Origin of the sequence: uncultured Anaerotruncus sp. (assembly GCF_902490045.1) — a bacterium.
In the GTDB taxonomy this organism is placed as follows: Bacteria; Bacillota; Clostridia; order Oscillospirales; family Ruminococcaceae; genus Anaerotruncus.
The window spans coordinates 23,923-50,315 of record NZ_CABUCJ010000004.1 but is presented as its reverse complement, the minus strand read 5'-3'; the positions used below and the strand labels follow the sequence as shown (position 1 = coordinate 50,315).

Sequence of the window (26,393 nt, the reverse complement as noted above, 5' to 3'; positions counted from 1 at the left end):
GGTGCGGCGGGTATGCGGGCGCATCGGTGTCATGAAAGCGGGAAGGCTCGTCGAACTGGGGGAGACCGCGGAGGTCTGCGGGCATCCGCGCCACCCCTATACCCGGGCGCTGCTCGAGGCGGCGTCCAGCCCGGACTTCGCTTTCGCCGGCGGGCGCGGTTCCGTCGAGCCCGGAAGCGGGAACGCCGGGTAAATATTTGCCTGCCAAATAAAAAAGGCGCGCGGCGGTTGCCGCGCGCCTTTTTTATGTCCTGCGCGGGCGGCGCCGTCCCAAAAACGGGAGTCAGCAGCCGCACTTTCTCCTCGCGCAGTAGAGGTCCTTGCAGCAGAGCCACCGCGGATGGGCGAAGTCGGGCCAGAAGGTATTCCGGCAGTCCTCGGGAAACATCCCGCAGCAGCCGTTCTGGTCGCAGCAAAGCCTCATCTGGCGTCCGTTGTCGGACGTGACATCAACCGGATACCAGCAGCAGTCGCTGTTGGGCCGGCATCCGCTGACGGGCTGGATGCGGCAGTCGTCCATGCAGGTCTTTTTCCGGCAGCAGTTGCAGCCGCAGTTGCAGCGGTTCCTGTTGTTACAACAACAAGCCATTAACGATCACACCTTTTTCTCAGAATAAATGTATCAAAAGCACAGCTCACAGGGATAAGAACGCCGCGCGCGGTCCCGTGCGGCAGGAAAGGGCGGGCAGGGAGCTCCGCCGGCGTTCCGATACAGTTGCTGTTCTCTCTCATTGTATGCGGGAGGGGCCCATCGTGTTAGCCCGCGGGAGGCTTCGGAGAAATCCGATGATTTGTCCCGCGATTTCGACAGAAACAAAACTTGTCCGCTCACTATAATAGTCCTGTTGGACAATATCGGCTTGGGATTTCCGGCGGGGGGCGGGGCGGTTATGACAGTTTATGCGGATGTGCTGGTAGTGGTGAACTATATCGTCAATCTCCTGCTCCTGCTCGCTTCGGCCAAACTGCTCGGCGTGCTGGCGAGCCGCTGGAGGCTGTGCGCCGGGGCCCTCGTCGGCGCGCTCGGGTCGCTCGTCATCTTCCTGCCCTATGTGGGGCTGTGGTTCCAAATTCTCTATAAAATCCTGCTCGCACTGGCAATGGCGGCGGCCGCCTTCGGCGTGCGCCCATGGCAGCGTCTCGCAAAGGCCCTTTTCGTCACCTTTGCGGTGAGCTTCCTCTTCGCGGGGCTCATGCTGGCGCTCTCCCGCCTGCTCGCGCCCGCCGGGATGATCTTCTATAACGGCGTGGTCTATTTCGACATCTCCGTGCTGGCGCTCATCCTTTCCACGACCGCCGCGTATCTGCTCATTTTGCTCTTCGAGCGGCTCTTCGCGGGCCGGGTCGACGAACGGCGGCTCTATGAAATCACCATGACGGCGGACGGGAAGACGGTCTCCTGCAAGGGGCTCGCGGATACCGGCAGCGACCTGCGGGAGCCCTTTTCCGGCGCGCCCGTCATCGTCTGCGACCGGGCGCTGGCGGAACGGGTGCGGCCGCCCGAATTTGCGGGCTTCCGGGTGATCCCCTGCCGGACGGTGACGGGGGAGGGGGCGCTCGAGGGGTTCCGGCCCGATGAAATCCGGATCACCGGAGGAGGCAGGACGATCCGGACCTCCGACGTCTACATAGCGGCGAGCCGCGAACCGATCAGCGGGGAATACCAGGCGCTCATCAACCCGCAGATTATCGACCGGGCGCATTAGGGAAGGGGCGTATTTATTTGATCACGACATTACGGACGCGGGCGGCCGGGCTGTTCGGGCGGCTGCGTGAAATCTTTTGGAGGCTGTGGAGGAGGCGGGCCTACTATATCAACGGCCCGGAGACGCTGCCCGCGCCCCTCTCCAAGGAGGAGGAAAAGATCGTTTTCCGCAAGCTCGAGGAGAACGACGAGGGCGCGAAGGAGACGCTGACGGTACATAACCTGCGGCTGGTCGTCTACATCGCCAAAAAATTCGAGTCGACCGGCATCTGTGTGGAGGACCTCATTTCCATCGGGACGATCGGGCTGATCAAGGCGGTGAACACCTTCTGCCCGCAGAAGAATATCAAGCTCGCCACCTACGCCTCCCGCTGCATCGAAAACGAGATTCTCATGCACCTGCGCAAAAACCAGTCGCACCGGAACGAGATTTCGATCGACGAGCCGCTCAACATCGACTGGGACGGCAACGAGCTGCTCCTCTCGGACATTCTGGGCACCGACCCGGACAGCATCAACCGCCCCATTGAGGACGAGGCGGAGAAAAACCTCCTGCTCGGCGCGATCAGCCATCTCGACGAGCGCGAACAGCTCATCATGAAGCTGCGGTTCGGCCTGCTCGGAAACGAGGAGAAGACCCAGAAGGAGGTCGCGGATATCATCGGCATTTCCCAGTCATACATCTCGCGTCTGGAAAAGCGCATCATCAAAAAGCTCAAAAAGGAGCTCGAAAAAACTCTGTAATGTCACTTCGCTTTACAGAAAGGCCCCGGCACGAAAATTTCGTCCCGGGGCCTTTTACGCGCCAACCGGGAAATGCCGCCGCACCGGTCAAGCAATTTCTGGAAAGCGTATGTTTGCAAATTCCCCTGCTCATACTGAATTTAGAAAGATTCGGGTGAGCGGGGTGCGAAACGTGTATTACAACAAGGTGGAAATCTGCGGGATCAATACGGCCAAGCTGACCGTTTTAAAGGAAAAGGAAAAGATCGAGCTGTTAAAGCGCATCCGGCAGGGGGACCAGCAGGCGCGCCAGGAGATGATCAACGGCAACCTGCGGCTGGTGCTGTCGGTCGTGCAGAAGTTCACCAACCGCGGCGAAAACCTGGACGACCTCTTTCAGGTGGGGTGCATCGGGCTCATCAAGGCGATCGACAACTTCGATCCCAACCAGAACGTGCGCTTTTCCACCTACGGGGTGCCGATGATCATCGGGGAAATCCGCCGCCATCTGCGCGACAACAACTCGGTGCGGGTGAGCCGTTCGCTGCGCGACCTCGCCTATAAGGCGATGCAGGCGAAGGAGACGCTCATCAACCGCAACTCCAAAGAGCCGACCGTGGACGAGATCGCGGCGGAGATGGGTGCCAAAAAAGAGGACGTCGTGCTCGCGCTCGAGGCGATCGTCGAACCGATGTCCCTCTACGAGCCGGTCTATTCGGACGGCGGGGACACCATCTACGTGATGGACCAGGTGGGGGACAAGGGCGGTGAAAGCGACTGGATGGACGAGATCGCGATCAAGGAGGCGATGAAGAGCCTGGGCGAACGGGAGAAGAAGATCCTCACGCTGCGCTTTTTCGTCGGCAAGACCCAGATGGAAGTCGCTAAGGAGATCGGCATCTCGCAGGCGCAGGTCTCCCGTCTGGAAAAGGGCGCGCTCGACTGGATCAAAAAGCACATCTAATCTAAAAAGGGAGCCGCCCGCGGGCGGCTCCCTTTTGCTTCTCAGTGGATAAACAGCGCCTTGAAGAATTTGTCCCAATAGCCCTGGAAAAAGATGAACAGCACGATGAGCGGCAGGATGTAGGAGACGTAGATCCGCGACCACTTTGGGAACTTGACGCCGTTTCCGGTGTCCGCCTCGGCAATGAAGTTCTTCCAGCCCCAGCCGTACCGGGAGGTGCAGAAGAGCAGGTAGACGAGGGAGCCGAGCGGCAGCAGGTTGTTGCTGACGATGAAGTCCTCGAGGTCGAGCACCGCGGAGCCCGCGCCGAGCGGGGCAAAGCCGCTCCACAGGTTGTAGCCGAGCACGCAGGGGATCGAAAGCAGGATGATCGCCGCGAGATTGACGGCGACCGTCTTTTTGCGGGTCCAGCCCCAGAGATCCATCCCGAAAGAGACGATGTTTTCAAACACCGCGATGATGGTCGAGAGGGCGGCGAAGGACATAAAGACGAAGAAGAGCGCGCCGAACACCCGGCCGCCGGGCATCTCGTTGAAGATATTGGGCAGGGTGACGAAGACGAGTCCGGGGCCCTGCGCCGAGTCGACGCCGAACGCAGAGCAAGCGGGGAAGATGATGAGGCCGGCCATCAGCGCGACGAAGGTGTCGAGCAGCGTGATGCTGATCGACTCGCCGGTGAGGGAACGGTCCTTGCCGATGTAGCTGCCGAAGATGGCCATTGCGCCAATGCCGAGGCTGAGGGTGAAGAACGCCTGCCCCATGGCCGCGGATACGACGGTGGCAACGCCCTGGTCGGCCATCTTGCCGAAATCGGGCATCAGGTAGAACCGAAGCCCCTCGCCCGCGCCCGGCAGCGTGACCGAACGCGCGACGAGCACCACCATGATGAGAAGCAGACAGCTCATCATCGCCTTGGTGATCTTTTCAACTCCGTTTTGCAGCCCCATCGAGCAGACGCCGAAGCCGATCACGACGACGATCACCATCCAGATCATCATGAGCAGAGGGTCGCCGAGCATGCTGTTGAAGATGCCGCCAACCTCATCCGGGGTCTTGCCGGCGAACTCGCCGCCCGCCATCTTCACGAAGTAGATGAGCATCCAGCCGCCGACGGTCGTATAGAACATCATCAGCATGTAGTTGCCAAGCATGGCGCCGTATTTATAGAGGTGCCATTTGCTCCCCTTCGGTTCGAGCACGTCGAACGAGCGGGCGGCGCTCTTCTGGCTGGCGCGGCCGACCGAGAATTCCATGACCATGATCGGCAGGCCGAGGATGACGAGGAAGAACAGATAGATCAGCACGAACGCCGCGCCGCCGTACTGTCCCGTGATGTAGGGGAACCGCCAGACGTTGCCGATCCCGATGGCGCAGCCCGCCGAGATCAGCAGAAAGCCGAGCCGCGAAGAAAACTTTTCCCTTTGCACAAAAACACCTCCGTCCCGGCACGTCCCTGTACTGCCGGGGATTTCCGTTTGCGGGGTTTACAAATTGTTCATAAAGTTTATCATAAGGGATTTCCATCCAAATGTCAATTGCTTTGCAGAAGAACTATTTCCCCGGTCCCGCACATATACTTTAATCAAATCAGCACAGGGGGGAAGCGCCATGTTTTGCCGGATGGGGGACCTTCGGAACAAATACGTCATCAACGTGCGCAACGGCAGCAAGCTCGGGTACGTTTCGGACGCGGAGATCGACACGGCCGCCGCCGCGGTCACGGCGATCGTCATCCGCGGCAGGCTACGCTTTTTCGGGCTGCTCGGCCGGGAGGAGGACACCGTCATCCGCTGGCAGGACATCGAGGTGATCGGGGAGGACACCATCCTCGTCAACCACACCCTTCCGGCACAGGAGAATTCCACGGGCGGACGCGGAAAGTGGTTCCGTATCCTGGAGGACGACTAAACGCCCCAAAACCGCGCAAAATATTGGCGCGGCGGGAAATTCATACTTGCATTTTTTCTCTCTTTGTGGTAATATATTACGGCTGGCATACTGCCGGTAACACACACACCGCGCGATCATCTGATCGGTGTCCCTCTGGGATGGTGGGATGAGATGAACGCGGTGGCGGAATTTAACCGAAAGAGAGGAATTTATCATGGGCGTAGTATCAATGAAACAACTGTTGGAGGCGGGTGTCCACTTCGGCCACCAGACCAGGAGATGGAATCCGAAGATGGCCCGTTACATCTTCACCGAGCGCAACGGCATCTACATCATCGACCTCCAGAAAACCGTCAAAAAGCTGGACGAGGCCTATATGTTCGTCCGCGACATGGCCGCCAACGGCGGGAACCTCCTGTTCGTCGGCACCAAGAAGCAGGCGGGCGACTCCGTCCGCGACGAGGCCACCCGCGCCGGCGCCTACTATGTCAACGCCAGATGGCTCGGCGGCATGCTGACCAACTTCAAGACCATCCGCCGCCGGATCGACCGCCTCGCGCAGCTGCGCAAGATGCAGGAGGACGGCACCTTCGAGCTGCTACCGAAGAAGGAAGTCAGCAAGCTCAACCTTGAGATCGAGAAACTCGAGAAGTTCCTCGGCGGCATCAAGGACATGAAGAAGCTCCCGTCCGCCCTCTTCGTCGTCGACCCCCGCAAGGAGAAGATCGCCGTCGCCGAAGCGCGCAAGCTGGGCATCCCCATCGTCGCGATCGTCGACACCAACTGCGATCCCGATGAGATCGACTACGTGATCCCCGGCAACGACGACGCGATCCGCGCCGTCAAGCTGTTGTGCGCCACCATGGCCGACGCGCTCATCGAGGGCCGCCAGGGCAGCACCGAGGTCGCTCCGGAAGAGGCCGCCGCGAAGGAGAACGAGACCGACGAGGCTCCCGCCGATAAGTAAATCCCGGCTTTTTGGACGAATAAAAGATATATGGAGGTTTCACGAATGGCATTCACTGCAAAAGACGTACAGGCGCTGCGCGAGCAGACCAATTGCGGCATGATGGACTGCAAAAAGGCTCTGACCGAAGCGGATGGAGATATGGAAAAAGCGGTTGAGATTCTCCGTGAGAAGGGGCTCGCCGCGGCCACCAAGAAGGCCGGCCGCATCGCGGCCGAGGGCGTCGTCCTCGCGATGGTCGACGACGACACCAAGGTCGGCGTCGTGATCGAAGTCAACTCGGAGACCGACTTTGTCGCGAAGAACGACAAGTTCATGGATTTCGTCAAATCCTGCGCCAAGACCGTCGCGGCCCACAAGCCCGCCGATGTCGACGCGCTTCTGAAGCTCCCCGCGGTCGGCATGAGCATGACCGTCGAGGAGGAGCTCCGCGACAAGATCCTCACGATCGGCGAGAACATGAAGGTCCGCCGCTTCACCTATGCCGAGGGCCCGCTCGTCACCTACGTGCACGGCGGCGGCCGCATCGGCGTCATGGTCACCTTTGAGACCGACGTCGCGGACAAGGAGGGCTTCCAGGCCTACGCGAAGGATGTCGCGATGCAGGTCGCGGCGATCAATCCGCTCTTCCTCAACGAGGCTTCCGTTCCCGCGGACGTTATCGAGAAGGAGAAGGAGATCCTCACCGCGCAGATCGCTAACGACGAGAAGCTCAAGAACAAGCCCGCCCAGATCATCGCCAAGATGGTCGACGGCCGCATCGGCAAGTACTACAAGGAGAACTGCCTGCTGGATCAGCCGTTCGTCAAGAACGGCGACATCACCGTCGCGCAATACACCGAGGAGACCGCCAAGGCGCTCGGCGGCTCGATCAAGGTCACCGGTTTCGTCCGCTATGAGAAGGGCGAGGGCCTTGAGAAGCGCGAGGACAACTTCGCCGACGAAGTTGCCAGCATGATCAAGTAAGATTTTTCCGTCGAAAGGCGGCCGGATTTCCGGCCGCCTTTTTTGTATGCGGGAGGGGGAAATTAATCGCGGCGCGCCCTTTACTTTGACGGGTGATTATTGTAAAATAGAAGGGATGTAATTTCCCCCTCCGGCCTGCGGGCTGGATTGCATAAACAGGGCGCAAAAGTGCCAAAAATAACCATTCCGGGAGGTCATGTATGCCACTGAAGTATAAACGGGTCCTGCTGAAGCTCAGCGGGGAAGCCCTCGCCGGGGAGAAAAAATTCGGCATCGATTACAGCGTCGTGCGCGGCATCTGCGAGAGCATCAAGAAATGCGCCGCGCTCGGGGCCGAGATCGGGATCGTGGTCGGGGGCGGAAACTTCTTCCGCGGCAGGGACGCGGGAAGCATGGACCGCACCCGCGCCGACCACATGGGGATGCTCGCCACCGTCATGAACTCCCTCGCGCTGGCCGACGCGCTCGAGGCGCTGGAGGTGTCCGTGCGGGTGCAGACCGCCATCACCATGCAGCAGATTGCCGAGCCCTACATCCGCGGACGCGCCGTCCGCCACCTCGAAAAGGGCCGGGTCGTCATTTTCGGCTGCGGCACCGGCAACCCCTATTTCTCGACCGACACAGCCTCTTCTCTGCGCGCCGCCGAAATCGACGCGGACATCATCCTCAAGGCGACGATGGTGGACGGCGTCTACGACCGCGACCCCAACAAGTTCGACACCGCCGTGCGGTATGACAATGTTTCCTTCCAGGAGGTACTGGAGAAGGGCCTGGGCGTGATGGACAGCACGGCCGCCGCGATGTGCCGCGACAACCGGATTCCCGTCCTTGTATTCAGTCTCGCCGACCCGGATAACATCCTGGCCGCGATTGAAGGCAAAAATATCGGAACCATCGTGAAGGAGGATGACTCAGATGAATGAACGGCTGAATCCCTATAACGACAAGATGGAAAAAACCATCCGCGTGCTGGAGGGCGAGTTCGCGACCATCCGCGCCGGAAGGGCCAATCCCGCAGTGCTCGACAAAATTACGGTCGACTACTACGGCACCCCCACGCCGGTCCAGGCAATGGCGGCGATCTCGGTGGCGGAGGCGCGCATCCTGGTGATCCAGCCGTGGGACAAATCCACCCTCAAACCGATCGAAAAGGCGATCCAGGCCTCTGATATCGGCATCAACCCCACCAACGACGGCTCCGTCATCCGCATCGTGTTCCCGCCGCTGACCGAGGAGCGCAGGAAGGAGATCTGCAAGCAGATCAAGAAGCAGGGAGAGGAAGCCAAGGTCGCGATCCGCGCGATCCGCCGCGACGCGAACGAGAAGTTCAAGGCGCTCAAGAAATCGAGCGAGATCAGCGAGGATGACCAGAAGGATCTCGAGGAAGCGACCCAGAAGATGACCGACAAGTTCTGCAAGCGGATCGACGAGACCGCCGCGAAGAAGGAGAAGGAAATCCTCGAAATCTGATTTTCCGGAACGGAGTGTATCCATGTCGAACAAGCAGCCTGCCGGCGCCATGCCCCGTCATATCGGCATCATCATGGACGGGAACGGGCGCTGGGCGAGCCGCCGCGGCCTGCCGCGCAGCGCGGGACACAGGGCCGGGGCGGACACCTTTGGCAAAATCGCAAAATACTGCCGGGAAATCGGCGTCCCCTACCTGACGATCTACGCCTTTTCCACCGAAAACTGGAAGCGGCCCGCGGACGAGGTGGAGGGGTTGATGGATCTTCTGCGCAGGTACCTGAACGAGATGTTCAGGCACCGTGAGGAGGACGCGCGGCTGTGTTTTTTGGGGGAGCGCGGTCCGCTCTCCGAGGACATTCGGGAGATGATCGCGCGCGTGGAGGCCGAGAGCGCCGGGAACACCGCGATCACCGTCAACATCGCACTCAACTACGGGGGCCGGGACGAGATCGTCCACGCGGCGCGCACGCTCGCGCGCAGATGCCTCTCCGGAGAGCTTTCTCCCGATGAAATCGACGAGGAGGCCTTTGCCGGCGCGCTCTACACCGCCGGGCAGCCCGACCCCGACCTGATCATCCGCCCGAGCGGGGAGCAGCGCACCTCCAATTTCCTGCCGTGGCAGGCGGCCTATGCCGAACTGGTGTTTATGGATGTGCTCTGGCCGGATTTTACCCCCGAGCACCTCGACCGCGCCATCGCGGAATACCGGGGGAGGTCGCGTCGTTTCGGCGGCCTGTAATGTCACCCCGCGTGACGGCGCGGAAGATGGGAGAGTTCTATGAAGGTAAGAATCATCAGCTCCATGATCGGTCTTGTGCTGCTGTTCGTGGTGTTTGTCTTTTTCGATACGGTGCTGACAAACCTTGTGATCGCGTTTCTCTGCGCGCTGGCGGTCTACGAGCTGCTCGCCGCGACCGGCTGCATCAAAGATAAGCTCGTGGCGGTGCTGTCGATCGCCTTCGCGGCGGTGATCCCGCTCTTTTCCGTGCAGTGGATCGCCCGGCACATCATGGCGATCTGCTACCTCTATGTGGTGGCGCTCTTCGCCGTGCTGCTGCGCCGTCACCACCTGCTGCGCATCGAGCAGATCGCCATGAGCTTCCTTTTCAGCCTGGTGGTGCCATTTTCGCTTACCACGCTGATCTATATGCGCGACCACTGGGGCAAGGCGCTGGGCATCTTCTACGTGCTCGTGACGCTTGGCAGCGCCTGGCTGAGCGACACGGGGGCCTATTTTGCGGGGCGCGCGTTCGGAAAGCATAAGCTCGCGCCCGTCATCAGCCCGAAAAAGACGGTGGAGGGCGCGGTCGGCGGGATCGTCTTCGCCGAAATCGCCATGCTGCTCGTCGCGCTCCTCTACGGCGCCATTTCGGGCTGGCTGGGCGTTCCCATCGCGGTCAATGTGCCGGCGCTGCTCTGCATCGTGCCCTTCCTGTCGGCCGCGAGCATGCTTGGGGACCTGTCGGCCTCGATCATCAAGCGGCAGTTCGGGGTCAAGGACTACGGTTCGATCATGCCGGGGCACGGCGGGGTTATGGACCGGTTTGACAGCGTGCTGATGGTCGCGCCGCTGGTGTTCATCTTCAGCCAGCACGTCCATCTGGCGGCGTGAGTACATATCAATGAAGGCGGGGCAGAATTTGAAGAAAACAATCGCGCTTCTGGGGTCGACCGGCTCGATCGGCACCCAGACGCTTCGTTGCTGTAAAAATCTCGGATATGGGGTCGACGTGCTTGCCGCAAACAGGAACGCCGCCCTGCTGGAAACGCAGGCGAGGGAGTTTCACCCTCGCTGTGTTGTCGTTTCGGACAAAACGGCCTACGCGGACCTGAAAACCCGCCTCGCGGATACCGATATCCGGCTGCTGGCGGGCGTGGAGGGGATGTGCGAGGCCGCTTCGCTTCCCGGCGCGGATGTGGTGTGCAACGCGGTGGTGGGGATGGTGGGCCTGCGCCCGACGCTCGCCGCCATCGCGGCCAAAAAGACGGTCGCGCTCGCCAACAAGGAGACGCTCGTCGCAGGCGGACGGCTCGTGATGAACGCGGCGGAGGAAAACGGGGTAAAGGTGCTGCCTGTCGACAGCGAGCACAGCGCGATCTTCCAGTCGCTGCAGGGCAGCGACCGCGCGGCGCTCCGAAAGATCATCCTCACCGCGTCGGGCGGGCCGTTCCGCGGCAAAACCGCCGCGGAGCTTGAGGGGATGACCGCCGCGGACGCGCTCAAACATCCCAACTGGTCGATGGGCGCGAAGATTACCGTCGATTCCGCGACGCTCATGAACAAGGGACTCGAATTCATCGAGGCGATGTGGCTCTTCGGGCTGTCGCCCGATCAGATCGAGATCGTCGTGCACCCGCAGAGCGTCGTCCATTCGGCGGTGGAGTACGCCGACGGCGCGGTGATCGCCCAGATGGGCACGCCCGACATGGCGGTGCCCATACAGTACGCGCTGACCTGGCCGCACCGCGCGCCGACCGGGGCGAAGCGCCTGTCTCTGACCGACTGCGGCGGCCTCACCTTTGAAAAACCCGACTACGGGACGTTCGCCTGCCTGGGTTTCTGCATCGAGGCGGCAAAGCGCGGCGGGCTCTATCCCTGCGCGGTCAACGCTGCCAACGAGTATGCGGTCGGCCGCTTCCTGTCCGGATCGCTCGGGTTCCTTGAAATCGGACGGTGCGTCGGGTACATATTGGAGCACTTTCCCTGTAACGCTGAAGAACTTTACACGTTGGAAGAGGTGCTCGAGGCGGAGCGGACGGCGCGGGAGCTTGCCGAAGCGTACTGCGCGCGCCGGTAATCCGCCGGAATATTGCGCGCGCCGGTAAGAATACTATGATAGTAGCGCCGCCGTATGCAGGCGATTTTATGTGGATTGGAATGTGTTGCGTTCTATGAGTATTGTCTTTCAGGTCGTTGTCGCGGTTCTCGTGTTCGGGCTGCTCATCTTCGTCCATGAGCTCGGCCATTTTACGGTCGGCAAGCTCTCGGGGATGCGGGTCAACGAATTTGCGCTCGGCATGGGTCCCGCGATCTGGTCCACCCAGCGCGGCGAAACCAAATACGCCCTGCGCGCCCTGCCGATCGGCGGCTATGTCGCGGTCGAGGGGGAGGACGAGGACAGCTCCGACCCGCGCGCCTACTGCAACGTGCGGCTGTGGAAACGGATCCTCTTCGTCTGCGCGGGCGCGCTGATGAACCTGCTGCTGGGCTTTCTCATCCTGTCGATCCTCGTGGGGATGCGCCAGAGCCTGCCCACGACGGTGGTCGGCGGGTTTCACGAGGGCGCGCAGAGCAACGCGCGGCTCCAGGCGGGGGACCAGATCCTGCGGGTCAACGGCAGCCGTGTCTTCACCTCCAACGACATCTCCTTTTCGATGGTGAGCGACAAGGACGGCGTCGTCAGCTTCACCGTCCTGCGCGGCGGGGAAAAGCTCGAGCTCAGGGACATCGACTTCGGCATGCAGGTCATGGAGGACGGTACCAAGGTCATCAACCTCGATTTTTACGTCAATTCCGCGCCCAAGACCTTTTGGAGCAGCGTGCGGTACACCGTTTTATGGATGTTTTCGATCGTGCGGCAGGTGTGGATGTCCTTCATCAACCTGATCACCGGAAACTTCACCCTTGCGGAGCTCTCCGGGCCGGTCGGGGTTTCGACGGTCATCGGGCAGGCGAGCATGGCGGGAATCAAGACGCTCCTGCTGCTCGTCGGGTTCATCACCGTCAACATCGGCGTGTTCAACCTTTTGCCAGTGCCCGCGCTCGACGGCGGGCGGCTGCTCTTTTTGCTGATCGAGCTGGTGATCCGCCGCCCGGTAAACCCCAAATACGAGGGGATCATCCATACGGCGGGGTTCGTCCTGCTGATGGGGCTGATGCTGGTGGTAACCTTCAACGATATCCTGCGATTCTTCTAGACGGGATGTGAACGGATGACAGGGAAAGTAAAAATCGGGAATGTGACGATCGGCGGCGGAAGTCCCATCGCGGTGCAGTCGATGCTGAACGTGCCCGCTGAGGACGTTGCGGGCAGCGTCGCGCAGGCAAAGGCGCTCGAGGCCGCGGGCTGCGATATCATCCGCGCCGCCGTGCCCGACCGGGAGGCGGTCCGGCTGGTCCCCGCGATCAAGGCGGCGGTCTCCGTCCCGCTCGTCGCGGACATCCACTTCGACTACCGCATCGCGCTCGACTGCGTGGCGGCGGGGGTGGACAAAATCCGCCTTAACCCCGGCAACATCGGCGGGGAGGACCGCGTAAAGCAGGTCGCGGACGCGTGCAGGGCGGCGGGGGTGCCCATCCGCATCGGGGTCAACTCCGGCTCGCTGGAAAAGCACATCCTCGCAAAATACGGCGCGCCGACCCCTCAGGCGCTGGTCGACAGCGCCCTATACCACGCGCGCCTGCTGGAAAAGTTCGACTTTACCGACATCGTCGTGTCCATCAAGTCGTCGCACGTCCCCACGATGATCGAGGCCTACCGGCTGGCCGCGGAGCAGCTCGGCTGTCCGCTCCACCTCGGCGTGACCGAGGCGGGCACCGCCCGCATGGGGCTCATCAAGTCGGCGGTGGGCATCGGGTCGCTGCTCTGCGACGGCATCGGCGACACCATCCGCGTCTCGCTGACCGCCGATCCGGTCGAGGAGGTGCGCGCCGCCCGCGACATCCTCAAGGCCGTGGGCAGGGGCAGGGGGCCGGAGGTCGTCTCCTGCCCGACCTGCGGACGCACGAAGATCGACCTCATCTCCCTGGCGGGCAGGGTGGAGGAGGCGCTCGCGGACTGCCGCAAGGATATAAAGGTGGCTGTCATGGGCTGCGCCGTCAACGGACCGGGGGAAGCGCGGGAGGCGGACATCGGCATCGCGGGCGGAAACGGGGAGGCGCTCCTCTTCAAAAAGGGAGTTCCCGTTGGGAAATACCCCGAGGACCAGATCGTGGACGTGCTGCTCCGGGAGATTGAAAAACTGTAGGGTTTGAGGAGTTGTCTGTTTTGGCGTCATTCATCGAGATATTCGGCGATTACATAGAGCTCGTCCCCGGCTGCGCCGCAGCGCGCGGCGAAATCTGCGGGCTTCGGCTCGACCAGGCGCGGCGCGCGCTGGCCGTCACGCTCGTTTTGGACGAGCTGGTGCCGCGCGGCGCGCTGTCCGAACTCGCACGCAAGCTGGAGGGGGCGCTCACCCTCGACACGGCGGCGGTCTGCCCGCGCTATCCGGGCGAGCTCTTTTCGAGCGACTACCTGCCCGAAATCATCGCCCGCCTCGGCGGCGAGGGGGTGCCGGTCAACGGCTTTTTTACCGGCAGCCGCGCCGACCTCTCGGGGGACACGCTGCGCGTCTACCTCAGCCACGGCGGCGGCCCCTTCCTCGAGGAGATCCACTGCGCCCAGAAGATTTCCGCCGTCATCCGCGAGGAGTTCGGGCGGGAGGTCCGGGTCCTCTTCGACGGGGTGCTCGACGTCGCGCCCGACAGCGACGTCTACCATGAAACGATGGACAAGGCGCGTCCCGCGCCGATCAAATATTCTCCGCCCCCCGCCCAGCGTGCGGAGAAGAAGCTCGAAAACGGCGCGGTCGTTCCCGCTGCGGCGCGGCTCAGCTTTGACGCGCACGACCTGCCCTTCGAGCCCGGCTCGATGGTCGCGCTCTACGGCAATCCGCCCAAGGGCCGTCCGGCCGAGATGGCGGGGGTGAACATCGAAAGCGGCAGCGTCACCGTCTGGGGGGACGTCTTCAAGATCGACCGGCGCACCAGCCGGGACGAGAAGACGCTGATCCTTTCGATCTACTTTACCGACTATACCGGCTCCTACTGCGCAAAGGTCATCGGGCGGATGGATAAGAAGATCAAGGCGCTCGACGAGCTCAAGGTGGGGGACACCGTGGTGATGTACGGGCTGGTCGAGTACGACCGCTTCGACCACGAAAACGTCCTGCGCCCCGACAGCATCGCCACCGTGAAGAAGGTCCCGCGCCGCGACACCGCTGAGGAGAAGCGGGTGGAACTACATATGCATTCCAATATGTCGGCGATGGACGGTCTGACCCCGGCGGACAAGCTCGTCCGCCGCGCCTTCGAATTCGGCCACAGGGCGGTCGCGATCACCGACCATGGGGTCGTGCAGGCATTCCCCGACGCGGTGAACGCCCAGAACGCGATCCGCAAAAAGGGCGGGGATATCAAAATCATCTACGGCGTGGAGGCCTACTTCGTCGACGACGTCGTGCAGGCCGTGAGCGGCCGTGCCGCGGGCGGCTTCGACCGGGAGATCATCGTCTTCGACCTCGAGACGACCGGCCTTTCCGCCGCGACCGAACGGATCACCGAGATCGGCGCGGTCAAGCTGTCGGGCGGGGAAGTTGTCGACCGCTTCAACACCTTTGTGAATCCCGAGCGGGCGATCCCGCCCAAGATCACCGAGCTCACCGGCATCACCGACGACGACGTGCGCGGCGCGCCCTCCGAGTCGGAGGCGCTCGCCGCTTTCTATGCGTTCTGCGGCGGGGACGAGGCGGTGCTCGTCGCGCACAACGCCCCCTTCGACACGAGCTTCCTGAAGCAGGCGGCGCGCCGCTGCCGCATGCCCTACCACTTTGCCGCGATCGACACGGTCATCCTTTCGCGGTCCCTTTTCCCCGAGCTCAAAAAGCATAAGCTCGACCTCGTCGCCAAGCATCTCGGACTGGGCGACTTCAACCACCACCGCGCCTGCGACGACGCGGAGATGCTCGCGCGCATCTTTTTAAGGATGATCGACATCCTCAAATCTGAGAAGGGCTGCAAAAGCATCGACCGGATCAACACCTCGCTCGCGGCGGTCGACGTGAAAAAATCCCCCACCTACCACCAGATCATCCTGGTCAAAAACCTCACGGGGCTCAAAAATCTCTACCGCCTCGTGTCCCTCTCCCACCTCGACTGCTATTCGCGCCATCCGCGCATCCCCAAATCCAAGCTGATGGAGCACCGCGAGGGACTCCTGATCGGCAGCGCGTGCGAGGCGGGGCAGCTCTACCGCGCGATTGTCGAGGGCAAGAGCTGGGGGGACCTCTGCGACATCGCCAAATTTTACGACTACCTGGAGATCCAGCCGCTCGGCAACAACGAATTCATGGTGCGCAACAACATCGTACCGGATGAAAACGGCATCAGGGAGTTCAACGAGACGGTCGTGAAGCTCGGTGAAAAGCTGAACATCCCCGTTGTGGCGACCTGCGACGTGCACTTCATGGACGCTGGCGACGCGAAGTTCCGCGCCATCCTGATGGCGGGCATGGGATTTTCCGACGCCGACCAGCAGGCGCCCCTCTACTTCCGCACGACCGATGAAATGCTCCGGGAATTTGAATATCTCGGCCCCCAGAAGGCGCACGAGGTCGTCATCGACAACCCCAACCGCATCGCGGACATGATCGAAAGCGACGTCAAGCCGATTCCCAACGGCACCTTCACCCCGACGATCCCCGGCTCGGAGGAGGACCTCCAGCGGATCACCCGTGAACGGACGATGAAGATGTACGGCTTTGAGGGGCAGGTCCCCGAGCTGGTGTCCAAGCGGCTCGAGCGGGAGCTCGGCTCGATCATCAAGCACGGCTTCGCGGTGCTCTATATGATTGCGCAGAAGCTCGTCGCCAAGAGCGAGGAGGGCGGCTACAAGGTGGGCTCCCGCGGTTCGGTCGGCTCCTCCTTTGTGGCGACGATGGCGGGCATCTCGGAGGTCAACCCCCTGCCGCCCCATTATTACTGCCCCAATTGCCGCCACAGCGAGTTCTTTACCAAGGGCGAGGTGGGCTCCGGCTTCGACCTGCCCGAAAAGAACTGCCCCGTCTGCGGCACGAAGTATAAGCAGGACGGCCACGACATCCCGTTCGAGACCTTCCTCGGGTTTGACGGGGACAAGGCGCCTGATATCGACCTCAACTTCTCAGGCGAATACCAGAGCAAAATCCACAAGTACACCGAGGAGCTTTTCGGCCCGACCCACGTCTTCAAGGCCGGCACCATCTCGACCGTCGCGGAAAAGACCGCCTACGGCTTTGTGAAGAAGTACGCGCAGGAGCGCGGGCTTGTAATGACCCGCGCGGAGGAGGAGCGGCTCGCGCTCGGCTGCACCGGCGTCAAGCGCACGACCGGACAGCATCCTGGCGGCATGGTCGTCGTGCCCTCCAACCACGAGGTCTTCGACTTCACGGCGGTCCAGCGCCCCGCCGACGACGCCAATTCGGACATCACGACCACACACTTCGACTTCCACTCGCTGCATGACACGATCCTCAAGCTCGACGAGCTCGGGCACGATGTCCCGACGATGTACAAGTACCTCGAGGACATGACCGGCATCGACGTGAACGACGTGCCGATGAACGATCCCGCCGTCATGAGCCTCTTTTTGAAGCCGGACGCGCTCGGCGTCACGGCGGAGGAGATCGACTGCAACACCGGGACCCTCGGCATTCCCGAATTCGGCACCAACTTCGTGCGCGGCATGCTCATCGAGGCGCAGCCGAAGAACTTTTCCGACCTTCTCCAGATTTCCGGCCTCTCCCACGGCACCGACGTGTGGCTCGGCAACGCGCAGGAGCTGATCCGGAGCAAAACCTGCACGATTTCCGAGGTCATCGGAACGCGCGACAGCATCATGACCTACCTGCTCCTCAAGGGTCTGGAACCCAAGATGGCGTTCAAGATCATGGAGATCACCCGTAAGGGCAACGCGCCCAAGCTGCTGACCGAGGAACACATGATGGCGATGAAGGAGCACGGGGTGCCCCAGTGGTATATCGACAGCTGCCTTAAGATCAAATACATGTTCCCCAAGGCGCACGCGGCGGCCTACGATATCGCCTCCATCCGTCTCTGCTGGTTCAAGGTGCACCATCCGCTGGCCTTCTACGCGGTCATCTTCACCGTGCGGGGCGACGACTTTGACGCCGAGGCGGCGGTGCAGGGAAAATCCGCGACCAAGCGCAAAATCCAGAACCTGCTCGCGATGGGAAACGACCGCTCCGCCAAGGACGAGGGCACGCTGACCATGCTGCAGATCATCCACGAGTGCCAGGCGCGCGGCTTTGAATTCCTGCCGGTCGATCTCTACAAGAGTCATTACAAGCTCTACGAGGTGGAGGACGGCAAGATCCGCCTGCCCTTCATGGCGCTCAAGGGGGTCGGAGAGGCCGCGGCCAAGAGCCTGTGGGAAGAGGCGCAGACCGAATCTTTCATCTCGGCGGACGACATCTCCAACCGCGCCGGGGTCTCCAGCGCCGTTGTCGAGACGCTGCGCGCGGCGGGCGCGCTCGGCGACCTGCCCGCGACCTCGCAGGTCACCTTCTTTTAACCTGCGGGCCCCAGGGGGACTTTTCAAAGTCCCCCTGGACCCCGAAACATTTGGCACAGGCGGGTCTCCCGTTTCCGTCTCCTCCCGCGCCCCGTGAGGAGAGCCGCGCAAACCATACGGGAGAACGAAAAACTCCCTGGCCCCGAAATGTCTGGCGCAGGCGGGGCGTCCGCTTTCAACGCCTCCCGCGTCCGTCGGTGCAGGGGACATTGGGCCGAATGGCGCAAAATACGGGAGAATCTTTGTGCAAGGTGTTGACAAGGTTATTTCACTATGCTAATATATTAGCAAGTTAAAGCAAGACGCAAAACGGGAGGTTCCCATGAAACATTACGACAAGGTCACCCCCGACGGCACCCGCGACCTGCTCTTCGACGAGTGCGTCTCGCGGGAAGAGGTGGTCGGCCGCCTCACGGCGATGTTCCGCTCGCACGGCTACCGGCAGGTCATTACCCCCGCGATCGAGTTTTATGACGTGTTCGGCTCCTCCGCGGCGCATTTTCCGCAGGAGAACATGTATAAGCTTTCGGACACCCGCGGGCGGCTGATGGTCGTGCGGCCCGACTGCACGATTCCGATCGCGCGGCTGGTGGCGACCCGCCTGACCGGCATGCCGATGCCGCTGCGCCTCTACTACTGCGAAAACGTCTACCGCGTCGAGCACACGATGCGCGGCAAGCCGAGCGAGATCTACCAGGCGGGCGTCGAGCTGATCGGCTCCAATTCCCTGCGCAGCGATCTGGAGATCGTCGAACTCGCCGCGTCGGGGCTTTCGGACATCAATGGGGAGAGCTTCCGCATCGAGCTCTGCCATATCGGCTACTTCAAGGCGCTGATCGATTCGCTCGACACCGGGGCGGACACCAAGGAGTCCATCCGCCAGTGCATCGAGCAGAAGAACTACCCGGCGCTTTCCGATCTGCTCGCGCCCTTCGGCGACAGCCGCGCAGCGGCCGCGCTCGGTTATCTGCCCCGGCTGTTCGGCGGGGAGGAGGTCTTCGGGAAGGCTTATGAGCTCTTCTCCGAAAACGGCGCGCTCGAATGCCTCGACTATCTGCACGGGCTCTACGAGGACCTCTGCCAGCTCGGGCTGGAGGACCGCGTGATCATCGACCTCGGCCTGGTCAACCAGGCGGAGTACTACACCGGGCTTATCTTCCGCGGCTATTTCGACGGAGTCGGCGAGCCGGTGCTCTCGGGCGGTCGGTACGACAACCTCCTCGGTGAATTCGGCGCGCCGCTCTCGGCGATCGGCTTCGCGGTCAACATTGATCCGGCGGCGCGGGTCGTCGGGGAACCCGCACCGCAGACGCCCGATATCCTCGTCTTTTCCGACGAGCGGCACCTGCCTGAGGCGGTCAACTACATCAAATCGCTGACGGAAAACGGCCTCGTCGCGGAGAACTGTGTCTATGATGACTTTGACGCGGCCGCCGACTATGCGCGCAGGCGCGGCATCCGGCAGCTGCACGTCGTGGACGATGTGATCGAGGCGGTCGACGTCGAGACGCTGAAGGGGGAGGGCGCGCGATGATAAAACCGATCCGCATCGCCCTGACCAAGGGGCGGCTTGAAAAGGACACGGTCGAGATGTTCGAGCGTCTCGGCTACGACTGCACCGCCGTCCGGGAGAAGGGCCGCAGGCTCATCCTGCCCGTCGCGGGGACAAATCTCGAGATCGTGCTCGCCAAGGCGGCGGACGTCGCCACCTACGTCGACAACGGCGTCTGCGATATCGGCGTGGTCGGCAAGGACACGATCATGGAGATGGGCGGAACCTTCTACGAGGTGGCGGACCTCGGCTTCGGCAAATGCCGGTTCGCGCTCGCCCTGCCGCAGGGGGTCGACTTCTACGAGGGATACCACACCCGGCGCATCGCCTCCAAATACGTGAATGTGGCGCGCGCCTTCTTTGAACGTAAAAATATGGACGTCAGCATCGTGAAGATTGAGGGCTCGGTCGAGCTCGCGCCCATTCTGGGGCTGTCCGACGCGATCGTGGACATCGTCGAGACGGGCACCACCCTCCGGGAAAACGGGCTGGTGGTCGCCGAATACATCTGTGACGTCAGCGCGCGGCTGATCGTCAACATTGCGAGCCTCAAGCTGCGCAAGGCGGAGATCGAACCGCTGATCGCGCGCATCGAGGACTATCTGGCGGGGGAGGAAACGGAATGATACCGATTGTCAGGGCGGACGGCGCCGCCGAATGGGAGCTGCTCGCCTCGCTGCGGCGGCGCGGCGCGGAGGTGGACCGGAAGGTGACGGCCGCCGTCACCGAGATCGTCGACGCCGTGCGGGAGCGCGGCGACGGGGCGGTGCGGGAATACACCCTCAAATTTGACGGGCAGTGCCCCGGGACTTTCGAGGTGAGCCGCGACGAGATCAACGACGCGCTCACCCTCGCGGAGCCCGAATTCGTGAACGCGATGCTCTCCGCGATGGAGAATATCGCGGCTTTCCACAACCGCCAGAAGCAGCAGAGCTTCATTGACACGCAGGAAAACGGCGTCATCATGGGCCAGCGGGTGCGCGGGCTCTCCCGCGTCGGGCTCTACGTGCCGGGCGGTACGGCGGCCTATCCCTCGTCGGTGCTCATGAACTGCATCCCCGCGCGCATCGCGGGGGTGGGGGAGATCGTCATGGTCACCCCGCCGCGAAAGGACGGCACCGCGAATCCGGACATTCTCGCCGCCGCCGCGGTGGCGGGCGTGGACCGCGTCTTTTTGATGGGCGGCGCGCAGGCGGTCGCCGCGCTCGCCTATGGCACCGAATCGGTGCCCCGCGTCGACAAGATTGTCGGCCCCGGCAATATCTATGTGGCCACCGCCAAGCGGCTCCTCTACGGCACGGTGGACATCGACATGATCGCCGGACCGAGCGAAATCCTCATCGCGGCGGACGACACCGCCAACCCCGTCTACCTCGCGGCGGACATGATGAGCCAGGCGGAGCACGACGTGCTCGCCTCGTCGGTCCTGCTCACGACGAGCGAACGGGTGGCCAGTGAGACGGCCGCCGAGCTGACGCGCCAGGTGGAGAGCCTTTCCCGCGCCGAAATCATCCGCAGATCGCTCTCGGACTACGGCATGATCATCGTCTGCCGCAGCGAAGCGGAGATGATCGCGCTCGCCAACGAGCTCGCGCCCGAGCATATGGAGATCATGACCGCCAACCCGCTCGAATATATCGGGAAGATCGACAATGTCGGCTCCCTCTTTTTGGGGCAGAATTCGCCCGAGCCGCTGGGGGACTACTTTGCCGGCCCCAACCACGTTCTGCCGACCTCCGGCACCGCGCGGTTCTTTTCGCCGCTCGGGGTGGACAGCTTCCTCAAGCGGTCGAGCTTCCTCTACTACACCCGCGAGGCGCTCGCCGAGGCGCAGGTGCCCGTCGTGCGCCTGGCTGAGAAGGAGGGGCTCACCGCCCACGCAAATTCGATCAAAGTGAGGTTCCCCGATGTCTGGTAACCGCTACGAGCTTCCCCAAAAGCTCCAGAACCTGACCCCCTACGATCCGCTGACCGGAAGCTACCGCATCCGGCTCGACGCGAACGAGAGCTTCCTCTCGCCGCCGCCCGAGCTGATGGAGGAGCTTATGGCCGCGGTCATGCGGGTCGATTTCAACCGTTATCCCGACCCCTACGCGGTGGAGCTCTGCGAAAAATGTGCCGCCTTTTTCGGCGTCGACCCGTCGATGGTCGTCGCTGGCAACGGCTCGGACGAGCTGATCGGGCTGATCGTCAGCTGGTTCACCGAGCCGGGCGACACGATGGCGGTCGTGCGCCCCGATTTTTCAATGTATTCCTTCTACGCGCAGCCCTGCGGGCTGCGCCTGCTGGCGTTCGACAAGGACCCGGACACCCTCGCGCTCGACGCGGACGCGCTCATCTCCCGCGCGCGGGAGGCGGGCGCAAAGCTGCTCATCTTCTCCAACCCCTGCAACCCGACCTCGCTTGCGGCGACGCGGGCGGACGTCCTCAAAATCATCGACGGGCTGCCCGGCTGCCTCGTCGTCGTGGACGAGGCTTATATGGATTTCGCGGAGGGCTCGATCCTGCGGACGGCAGGGGAGCACGACAACCTGATCGTGCTCAAAACCTGCTCCAAGGCGTTCGGCATGGCGGCGATCCGGCTCGGCTTCGCCGTCGCGAACCCGGTCCTAACCGGCGCCATCAAGGCCGCGAAATCCCCCTATAACGTCAATTCGATGACCCAGGCGGCCGGGTGCGTGCTCTTTTCCCATCCCGACTACCTTACGGGCTGCGCGGATGAGATCAAGAGGTCGCGGGACGCGCTCTGCCGGGAGCTTTCGGCGCTCGCCGGGGAAAAGGCCGATCTTCTCGACGTGCGCCCGACCTGCGCAAATTTTGTGTTCCTGCGCCTGACCGACGCGAAGGGCGTCTATGAAGCACTTTTGGCGCGCGGCGTCGCCGTGCGGCTGATGGGCGACCGCCTGCGCATCTCCGCGGGCGCACCGATCGAAAACCGCGCGCTGCTTTCCACCCTCAGGGAAATTTTACGATAGGGGGCCAAACCGATGCGTGAATCCACCATCCGGCGTACGACCAGGGAGACCGACATCGAGCTGACGCTCCGCCTCGACGGCAAGGGGCGCTTTACCGGCACGAGCGGGATCGGCTTTTTCGACCACATGCTCGCCGCCTTCGCGGTGCACGGGGGCTTCGACCTAACGCTCAACATGACCGGCGACCTTGAGGTCGACTGCCACCACTCGGTGGAGGATGTGGGCATCGTGCTCGGGCAGGCGTTTCTGAAGGCGCTCGGCGGCCGGGACGGGATCGCCCGTTACGGCAGCTTCCTGGTCCCCATGGACGAGGCGCTCGCCTTCTGCGCGCTCGACATCAGCGGCAGGCCCTTCCTCGTCTTCGACAGCGCCTTCCAAAACCCGTCGGTCGGCGCGCTCGACTGCTGTATGGCGGGGGAGTTCTTCCGCGCTTTCGCGCAGAACGCCGGGGTCACGCTGCACCTGCGCGTGCCCTACGGCGAAAACGACCACCACAAGATCGAGGCCCTCTTCAAGGCGGCGGCGCACGCGCTGCGGATTGCGGTTTCTCCCGCGGGTGAAGGGGTGCTCTCCTCCAAAGGGGTGCTCTGATATGATCGCGATCATCGACTACGGCGCGGGCAACCTGTTCAGCGTCCAGAACGCGCTGACCTACCTCAACGAGACCTTCTGCGTCACGCGCGACCCCGCGATGCTGCAAAGCTGCGACGGGATGATCCTGCCCGGTGTGGGGGCGTTCCCCGACGCGATGAAGCGCCTGCGCGCTTCGGGGCTCGTCCCGGTGATCCAGGCCGAGGCGCGGAAAAAGCCGCTGCTCGGCATCTGCCTCGGGATGCAGCTGCTCTTTGAGCGCAGCTTTGAATTCGGGGAAACCGAAGGGCTGGGACTCATCCCCGGAAGCGTGCGGCTCCTTGAGTCCGGCGGGCTGAAAATCCCGCACATGGGCTGGAACGACCTGACGGTGCTCCATCCCTGCGAGCTGACCGGCGGGACCAGGACGGGAGACTATGTCTATTTCGTCCATTCCTTCTGTGCGGACACGCCGGAGGAGAACATCTCTTGCTACACCGTCTACGGCGAGCGCGTTCCCGCTCTCGTCCGCAGCGGAAGCGTCTACGGCGCGCAGTTCCACCCCGAAAAGAGCGGGGACGTGGGAATGGGGATGCTCAAAAACTTTGCGAGGTTGTGCCAATGATCATTTTACCTGCGATTGACATCAAGGACGGTTGCTGCGTGCGCCTTAGAAAGGGAGACTTCTCGACGGCCCACAAGGTCGCCGACGACGCGGCGGAGACCGCCGCGTCCTTTCTCGCGGCGGGCGCCAGGTGGATTCACATGGTCGACCTCGACGGCGCGAAGGAGGGCGCGGTGAAAAACGCGCCGCTCTTTTTGGAGATTGCGAAGACCTCCGGGCTCAAGGTGGAGCTGGGGGGCGGCATCCGCGACCGGAAAACGATCGAATTCTACCTGAAAAACGGGATTTCCCGGGTAATCCTGGGCTCCATCGCGGTCAAAAACCCCGCCCTCGTGCGGGAGGCGGCCGCCGCCTACGGCGACCGGATCGCCGTGGGCATCGACGCAAAGGAGGGAAGGGTGGCTACCGAGGGCTGGCTCGACACGAGCAGCGTCAGCTACCTGGATCTTGCCAAAGAGATGGAGCAGGCGGGTGTCAAGACGATTATCTTTACAGATATTTCCCGCGACGGGATGCTCGGCGGGCTCAACCTGGAGCAGCTTGCGGCGCTCCGGGAAACCGTCTCCTGCAATGTTATTGCGAGCGGGGGCGTGCGGGACCTTGGGGATATCGAGGTATGCGGACGTCTCGGCCTCCACGGGGTCATCTGCGGAAAGGCGCTCTACACAGGAAGCCTCTCCCTGCGGGAGGCAATCGAAACGGCGGGTGATCAGCAGTGTTAGCCAAACGCATCATCCCATGCCTCGACGTGCGCGACGGCGTGGTGGTCAAAGGGGTCAACTTCGTCGGCATCAGGGAGGTCGGCGACCCGGTCGAGTGCGCCATCGAATACGACCGGCAGGGCGCGGACGAGATCACCTTTCTCGACATCACCGCGACCCACGAGGGCCGAAGCACGATGATTGACGTCGTGCGGGAGACGGCGCGCAACGTCTTTGTGCCGCTCACCGTCGGCGGCGGCATCCGGTCGGTGGACGACTTCCGCGCGCGGGCGCGGACAAGATTTCGGTCAACTCCGCCGCGGTGCGCAGCCCGAAGCTGATCAGCGAGGCCGCCGAACAGTTCGGCAGCCAGTGCGTTGTTGTGGCGGTCGACGCGCGCAGGCGGCCTGAGGGAGGCTTCACCGTCGTCGTGAACGGCGGGCGGATCGACATGGGGCTCGACGCCGTCGAGTGGGCGAAAACCTGCGAGCGCCTCGGCGCGGGGGAGATTTTGCTCACCTCGATGGACACCGACGGCTGCAAAAACGGTTTCGATCTCGAGCTCACCCGCGCGGTTTCCGACGCGGTACGGATTCCGGTCATCGCGTCGGGCGGCTGCGGGAAGCTCGAGCATTTCTCCGAGGTCTTCGAGCAGACGGGCGCGGACGCCGCGCTCGCCGCGTCCCTCTTCCACTTCCGCGAGCTGACGGTAGGGGAGGTCAAGGACCACCTCGCCGCGAAAAACATCCCGGTCAGGAGGTAGCGCCATGCGCGATCTGGACGTCTATTTTCAGAAATCCGAGCTCATCCCCGCAATCGTGCAGGAGGCGGGCACCGGCGAGGTGCTCATGCTCGCCTACATGAACCGCGAGAGCCTGCAAAGGACCTTTGAGACGGGGTACACCTGGTTCTGGAGCCGTTCGCGGCGGGAACTTTGGAATAAAGGCGCGACATCCGGGCATCTTCAAAAGGTGGTGGATCTGCGCGCCGACTGTGACGACGACACGCTGCTCGTCACGGTGGAGCAGGCGGGCAGCGCCTGCCACACCGGCGCGCACAGCTGTTTCTTTAAAGAGATCTGGGAGGGAAAAGCATGATGAACGACGTATTGAACGGCCTTTACGAGGTGGTGCTCGACCGCCGCGACCATCCGCGGGAGGGCTCCTACACCTGCTACCTGTTTGAAAAGGGCCTCGATAAAATCCTCAAAAAATGCGGCGAGGAGTGCAGCGAGGTCATCATTGCCGCCAAAAACGGCAAAAACGAGGAGACCGAGGAGGAGATCTGCGACCTCCTCTACCACCTGCTCGTGATGATGGCCCAGCAGGATATCCCGCTCTCCCGCATCGAGGAGATTTTGGAGGCGCGCCGGCAGAAGATCGGCAACCTCAAGCAGTTCCACGAGAGCGACCACAACACCTGAGCCCAAAAAGGCCCCGCAGCGGCTTTGCCGCTGCGGGGCCTTTTCATTTTCTTTTGGGATCAGCCGGCCCTGACGCCGAACGCCTCTTCGAGCGCGCGGACGGCCTCGTCGCAGCTCGACTGCGGCACCAGCAGGGATATCTCCACCTCTCCAGTGCTGATGAGGGTGAGCTCCGCGTCAGTCCTGGCGACGGCGGCGATCGCGGCGGAGGCCACGCCGTACATGTCGCGCATTTCCTCGCCGCAGAGCTCGATTTTGCAGTTGCCGTTGCTCACCATCGGCTTGAGTCCGTGCGCCGCCTGGAATTTGGTGGCGAGCCCGAGCACCTCGATCAGCTGGCTGGAATGCAGCGTGAAGGAGATGTCGATCCGGTGCCCCTGGGGCGCCGTCTGGCTGATCATGTCGAGGTTTACCTTTGCGTCGGCCAACTGGGTAAAGATCGACGCGAGCACGCCCAGATCGTTGGGGACCCTGCGGAAGGTGACAAGCGCCACATCCTCGGTCACGGTAATTTTCGATACGCCGTTCAT

At 62.6% G+C, this 26,393-nt stretch carries 26 protein-coding genes and 2 pseudogenes; 25 read left to right on the top strand and 3 right to left on the bottom strand.

Annotated elements, in window-relative coordinates; translation table 11 throughout:
* Positions 1-193, top strand: a pseudogene (locus tag RDM88_RS01125) (oligopeptide ABC transporter ATP-binding protein); the annotation flags it as partial.
* Between the two features lie 90 nt (positions 194-283).
* Here the strand turns inward: RDM88_RS01125 and RDM88_RS01120 are convergent.
* Positions 284-589: a hypothetical protein gene (locus tag RDM88_RS01120; RefSeq protein WP_308752363.1), complete on the bottom strand. Its 306-nt coding sequence runs from the start codon at positions 587-589 to the stop codon at positions 284-286.
* 301 nt (positions 590-890) lie between these two features.
* On the opposite strand from RDM88_RS01120, the gene RDM88_RS01115 reads away from it, so the two are divergent.
* The 3 genes from RDM88_RS01115 to sigG all read left to right on the top strand — a co-directional run bounded on the left by RDM88_RS01115 (position 891) and on the right by sigG (position 3,392).
* Positions 891-1,706 carry a sigma-E processing peptidase SpoIIGA gene (locus tag RDM88_RS01115; RefSeq protein WP_308752361.1) on the top strand — a complete coding sequence of 272 codons (816 nt, stop codon included), beginning with the start codon at positions 891-893 and terminating at the stop codon, positions 1,704-1,706.
* A 50-nt stretch (positions 1,707-1,756) separates the two neighbouring features.
* Positions 1,757-2,449 (top strand): RNA polymerase sporulation sigma factor SigE, encoded by a 693-nt coding sequence (gene sigE / locus RDM88_RS01110; RefSeq protein WP_308752367.1) that lies wholly within the window; start codon positions 1,757-1,759, stop codon positions 2,447-2,449.
* A gap of 172 nt (positions 2,450-2,621) precedes the next feature.
* The gene (sigG, locus tag RDM88_RS01105; RefSeq protein WP_308752359.1) at positions 2,622-3,392 is read left to right on the top strand and encodes an RNA polymerase sporulation sigma factor SigG; all 771 of its coding nucleotides are present in this window, start codon (positions 2,622-2,624) and stop codon (positions 3,390-3,392) included.
* A 41-nt stretch (positions 3,393-3,433) separates the two neighbouring features.
* Here sigG and RDM88_RS01100 read toward each other — a convergent pair whose 3' ends face one another.
* Positions 3,434-4,819, bottom strand: coding sequence for a sodium-dependent transporter (locus RDM88_RS01100; RefSeq protein ID WP_308752357.1), 1,386 nt, complete (start codon positions 4,817-4,819; stop codon positions 3,434-3,436).
* A gap of 181 nt (positions 4,820-5,000) precedes the next feature.
* Between RDM88_RS01100 and RDM88_RS01095 the strand changes: the two genes are divergently transcribed.
* The 21 genes and pseudogenes from RDM88_RS01095 to hisE all read left to right on the top strand — a co-directional run bounded on the left by RDM88_RS01095 (position 5,001) and on the right by hisE (position 25,863).
* A complete protein-coding gene (locus RDM88_RS01095; RefSeq protein WP_121585638.1) occupies positions 5,001-5,300 on the top strand; it encodes a YlmC/YmxH family sporulation protein in 300 nt (99 codons plus the stop codon).
* Positions 5,301-5,496: 196 nt separating this feature from the next.
* A complete protein-coding gene (rpsB, locus tag RDM88_RS01090; protein ID WP_121585637.1) occupies positions 5,497-6,249 on the top strand; it encodes a 30S ribosomal protein S2 in 753 nt (250 codons plus the stop codon).
* A 45-nt stretch (positions 6,250-6,294) separates the two neighbouring features.
* A complete protein-coding gene (tsf, locus tag RDM88_RS01085; protein ID WP_308752355.1) occupies positions 6,295-7,215 on the top strand; it encodes a translation elongation factor Ts in 921 nt (306 codons plus the stop codon).
* 200 nt (positions 7,216-7,415) lie between these two features.
* Entirely contained in the window at positions 7,416-8,138 is a 723-nt protein-coding gene (gene pyrH / locus RDM88_RS01080; RefSeq protein ID WP_308752351.1) for a UMP kinase, read from the top strand.
* On the top strand, positions 8,131-8,685 hold the full coding sequence (frr, locus tag RDM88_RS01075; protein WP_308752349.1) for a ribosome recycling factor: 555 nt from the start codon (positions 8,131-8,133) through the stop codon (positions 8,683-8,685). Before pyrH ends, frr begins: the two co-directional genes overlap by 8 nt.
* Positions 8,686-8,707: 22 nt before the next feature.
* Positions 8,708-9,424, top strand: a complete 717-nt coding sequence (gene uppS / locus RDM88_RS01070; RefSeq protein WP_308752347.1) for a polyprenyl diphosphate synthase — start codon at positions 8,708-8,710, stop codon at positions 9,422-9,424.
* A gap of 39 nt (positions 9,425-9,463) precedes the next feature.
* Positions 9,464-10,297 carry a phosphatidate cytidylyltransferase gene (locus tag RDM88_RS01065; RefSeq protein WP_308752345.1) on the top strand — a complete coding sequence of 278 codons (834 nt, stop codon included), beginning with the start codon at positions 9,464-9,466 and terminating at the stop codon, positions 10,295-10,297.
* A 28-nt stretch (positions 10,298-10,325) separates the two neighbouring features.
* Positions 10,326-11,483: a 1-deoxy-D-xylulose-5-phosphate reductoisomerase gene (locus RDM88_RS01060; protein ID WP_308752343.1), complete on the top strand. Its 1,158-nt coding sequence runs from the start codon at positions 10,326-10,328 to the stop codon at positions 11,481-11,483.
* A 94-nt stretch (positions 11,484-11,577) separates the two neighbouring features.
* Positions 11,578-12,603, top strand: coding sequence for a site-2 protease family protein (locus tag RDM88_RS01055; protein ID WP_308752341.1), 1,026 nt, complete (start codon positions 11,578-11,580; stop codon positions 12,601-12,603).
* A gap of 15 nt (positions 12,604-12,618) precedes the next feature.
* On the top strand, positions 12,619-13,653 hold the full coding sequence (gene ispG, locus RDM88_RS01050) for a flavodoxin-dependent (E)-4-hydroxy-3-methylbut-2-enyl-diphosphate synthase (RefSeq protein ID WP_308752339.1): 1,035 nt from the start codon (positions 12,619-12,621) through the stop codon (positions 13,651-13,653).
* A gap of 20 nt (positions 13,654-13,673) precedes the next feature.
* Positions 13,674-18,017, top strand: a complete 4,344-nt coding sequence (locus RDM88_RS01045) for a PolC-type DNA polymerase III (RefSeq protein ID WP_308752335.1) — start codon at positions 13,674-13,676, stop codon at positions 18,015-18,017.
* A 322-nt stretch (positions 18,018-18,339) separates the two neighbouring features.
* Positions 18,340-19,551: an ATP phosphoribosyltransferase regulatory subunit gene (gene hisZ / locus RDM88_RS01040; RefSeq protein ID WP_308752333.1), complete on the top strand. Its 1,212-nt coding sequence runs from the start codon at positions 18,340-18,342 to the stop codon at positions 19,549-19,551.
* Positions 19,548-20,195, top strand: a complete 648-nt coding sequence (gene hisG, locus RDM88_RS01035) for an ATP phosphoribosyltransferase (RefSeq protein ID WP_308752331.1) — start codon at positions 19,548-19,550, stop codon at positions 20,193-20,195. Before hisZ ends, hisG begins: the two co-directional genes overlap by 4 nt.
* Positions 20,192-21,487 carry a histidinol dehydrogenase gene (gene hisD / locus RDM88_RS01030; RefSeq protein WP_308752329.1) on the top strand — a complete coding sequence of 432 codons (1,296 nt, stop codon included), beginning with the start codon at positions 20,192-20,194 and terminating at the stop codon, positions 21,485-21,487. Before hisG ends, hisD begins: the two co-directional genes overlap by 4 nt.
* Positions 21,477-22,544: a histidinol-phosphate transaminase gene (locus tag RDM88_RS01025; protein ID WP_308752327.1), complete on the top strand. Its 1,068-nt coding sequence runs from the start codon at positions 21,477-21,479 to the stop codon at positions 22,542-22,544. Before hisD ends, RDM88_RS01025 begins: the two co-directional genes overlap by 11 nt.
* Positions 22,545-22,556: 12 nt before the next feature.
* A complete protein-coding gene (gene hisB, locus RDM88_RS01020) occupies positions 22,557-23,135 on the top strand; it encodes an imidazoleglycerol-phosphate dehydratase HisB (protein ID WP_308752325.1) in 579 nt (192 codons plus the stop codon).
* 1 nt (position 23,136) lies between these two features.
* Positions 23,137-23,739 carry an imidazole glycerol phosphate synthase subunit HisH gene (gene hisH / locus RDM88_RS01015; RefSeq protein WP_308752323.1) on the top strand — a complete coding sequence of 201 codons (603 nt, stop codon included), beginning with the start codon at positions 23,137-23,139 and terminating at the stop codon, positions 23,737-23,739.
* Positions 23,736-24,461 carry a 1-(5-phosphoribosyl)-5-[(5-phosphoribosylamino)methylideneamino]imidazole-4-carboxamide isomerase gene (gene hisA, locus RDM88_RS01010; RefSeq protein WP_308752321.1) on the top strand — a complete coding sequence of 242 codons (726 nt, stop codon included), beginning with the start codon at positions 23,736-23,738 and terminating at the stop codon, positions 24,459-24,461. Before hisH ends, hisA begins: the two co-directional genes overlap by 4 nt.
* Positions 24,455-25,203: pseudogene (gene hisF / locus RDM88_RS01005) on the top strand (imidazole glycerol phosphate synthase subunit HisF). Before hisA ends, hisF begins: the two are co-directional and overlap by 7 nt.
* Positions 25,204-25,207: 4 nt before the next feature.
* Entirely contained in the window at positions 25,208-25,537 is a 330-nt protein-coding gene (gene hisI / locus RDM88_RS01000; protein ID WP_308752319.1) for a phosphoribosyl-AMP cyclohydrolase, read from the top strand.
* On the top strand, positions 25,537-25,863 hold the full coding sequence (gene hisE, locus RDM88_RS00995; protein WP_308752365.1) for a phosphoribosyl-ATP diphosphatase: 327 nt from the start codon (positions 25,537-25,539) through the stop codon (positions 25,861-25,863). The genes hisI and hisE overlap by 1 nt, the downstream gene beginning before the upstream one ends.
* Before the next feature lie 59 nt (positions 25,864-25,922).
* Here the strand turns inward: hisE and RDM88_RS00990 are convergent, their stop codons facing one another.
* Entirely contained in the window at positions 25,923-26,393 is a 471-nt protein-coding gene (locus RDM88_RS00990; RefSeq protein ID WP_308752317.1) for a hypothetical protein, read from the bottom strand.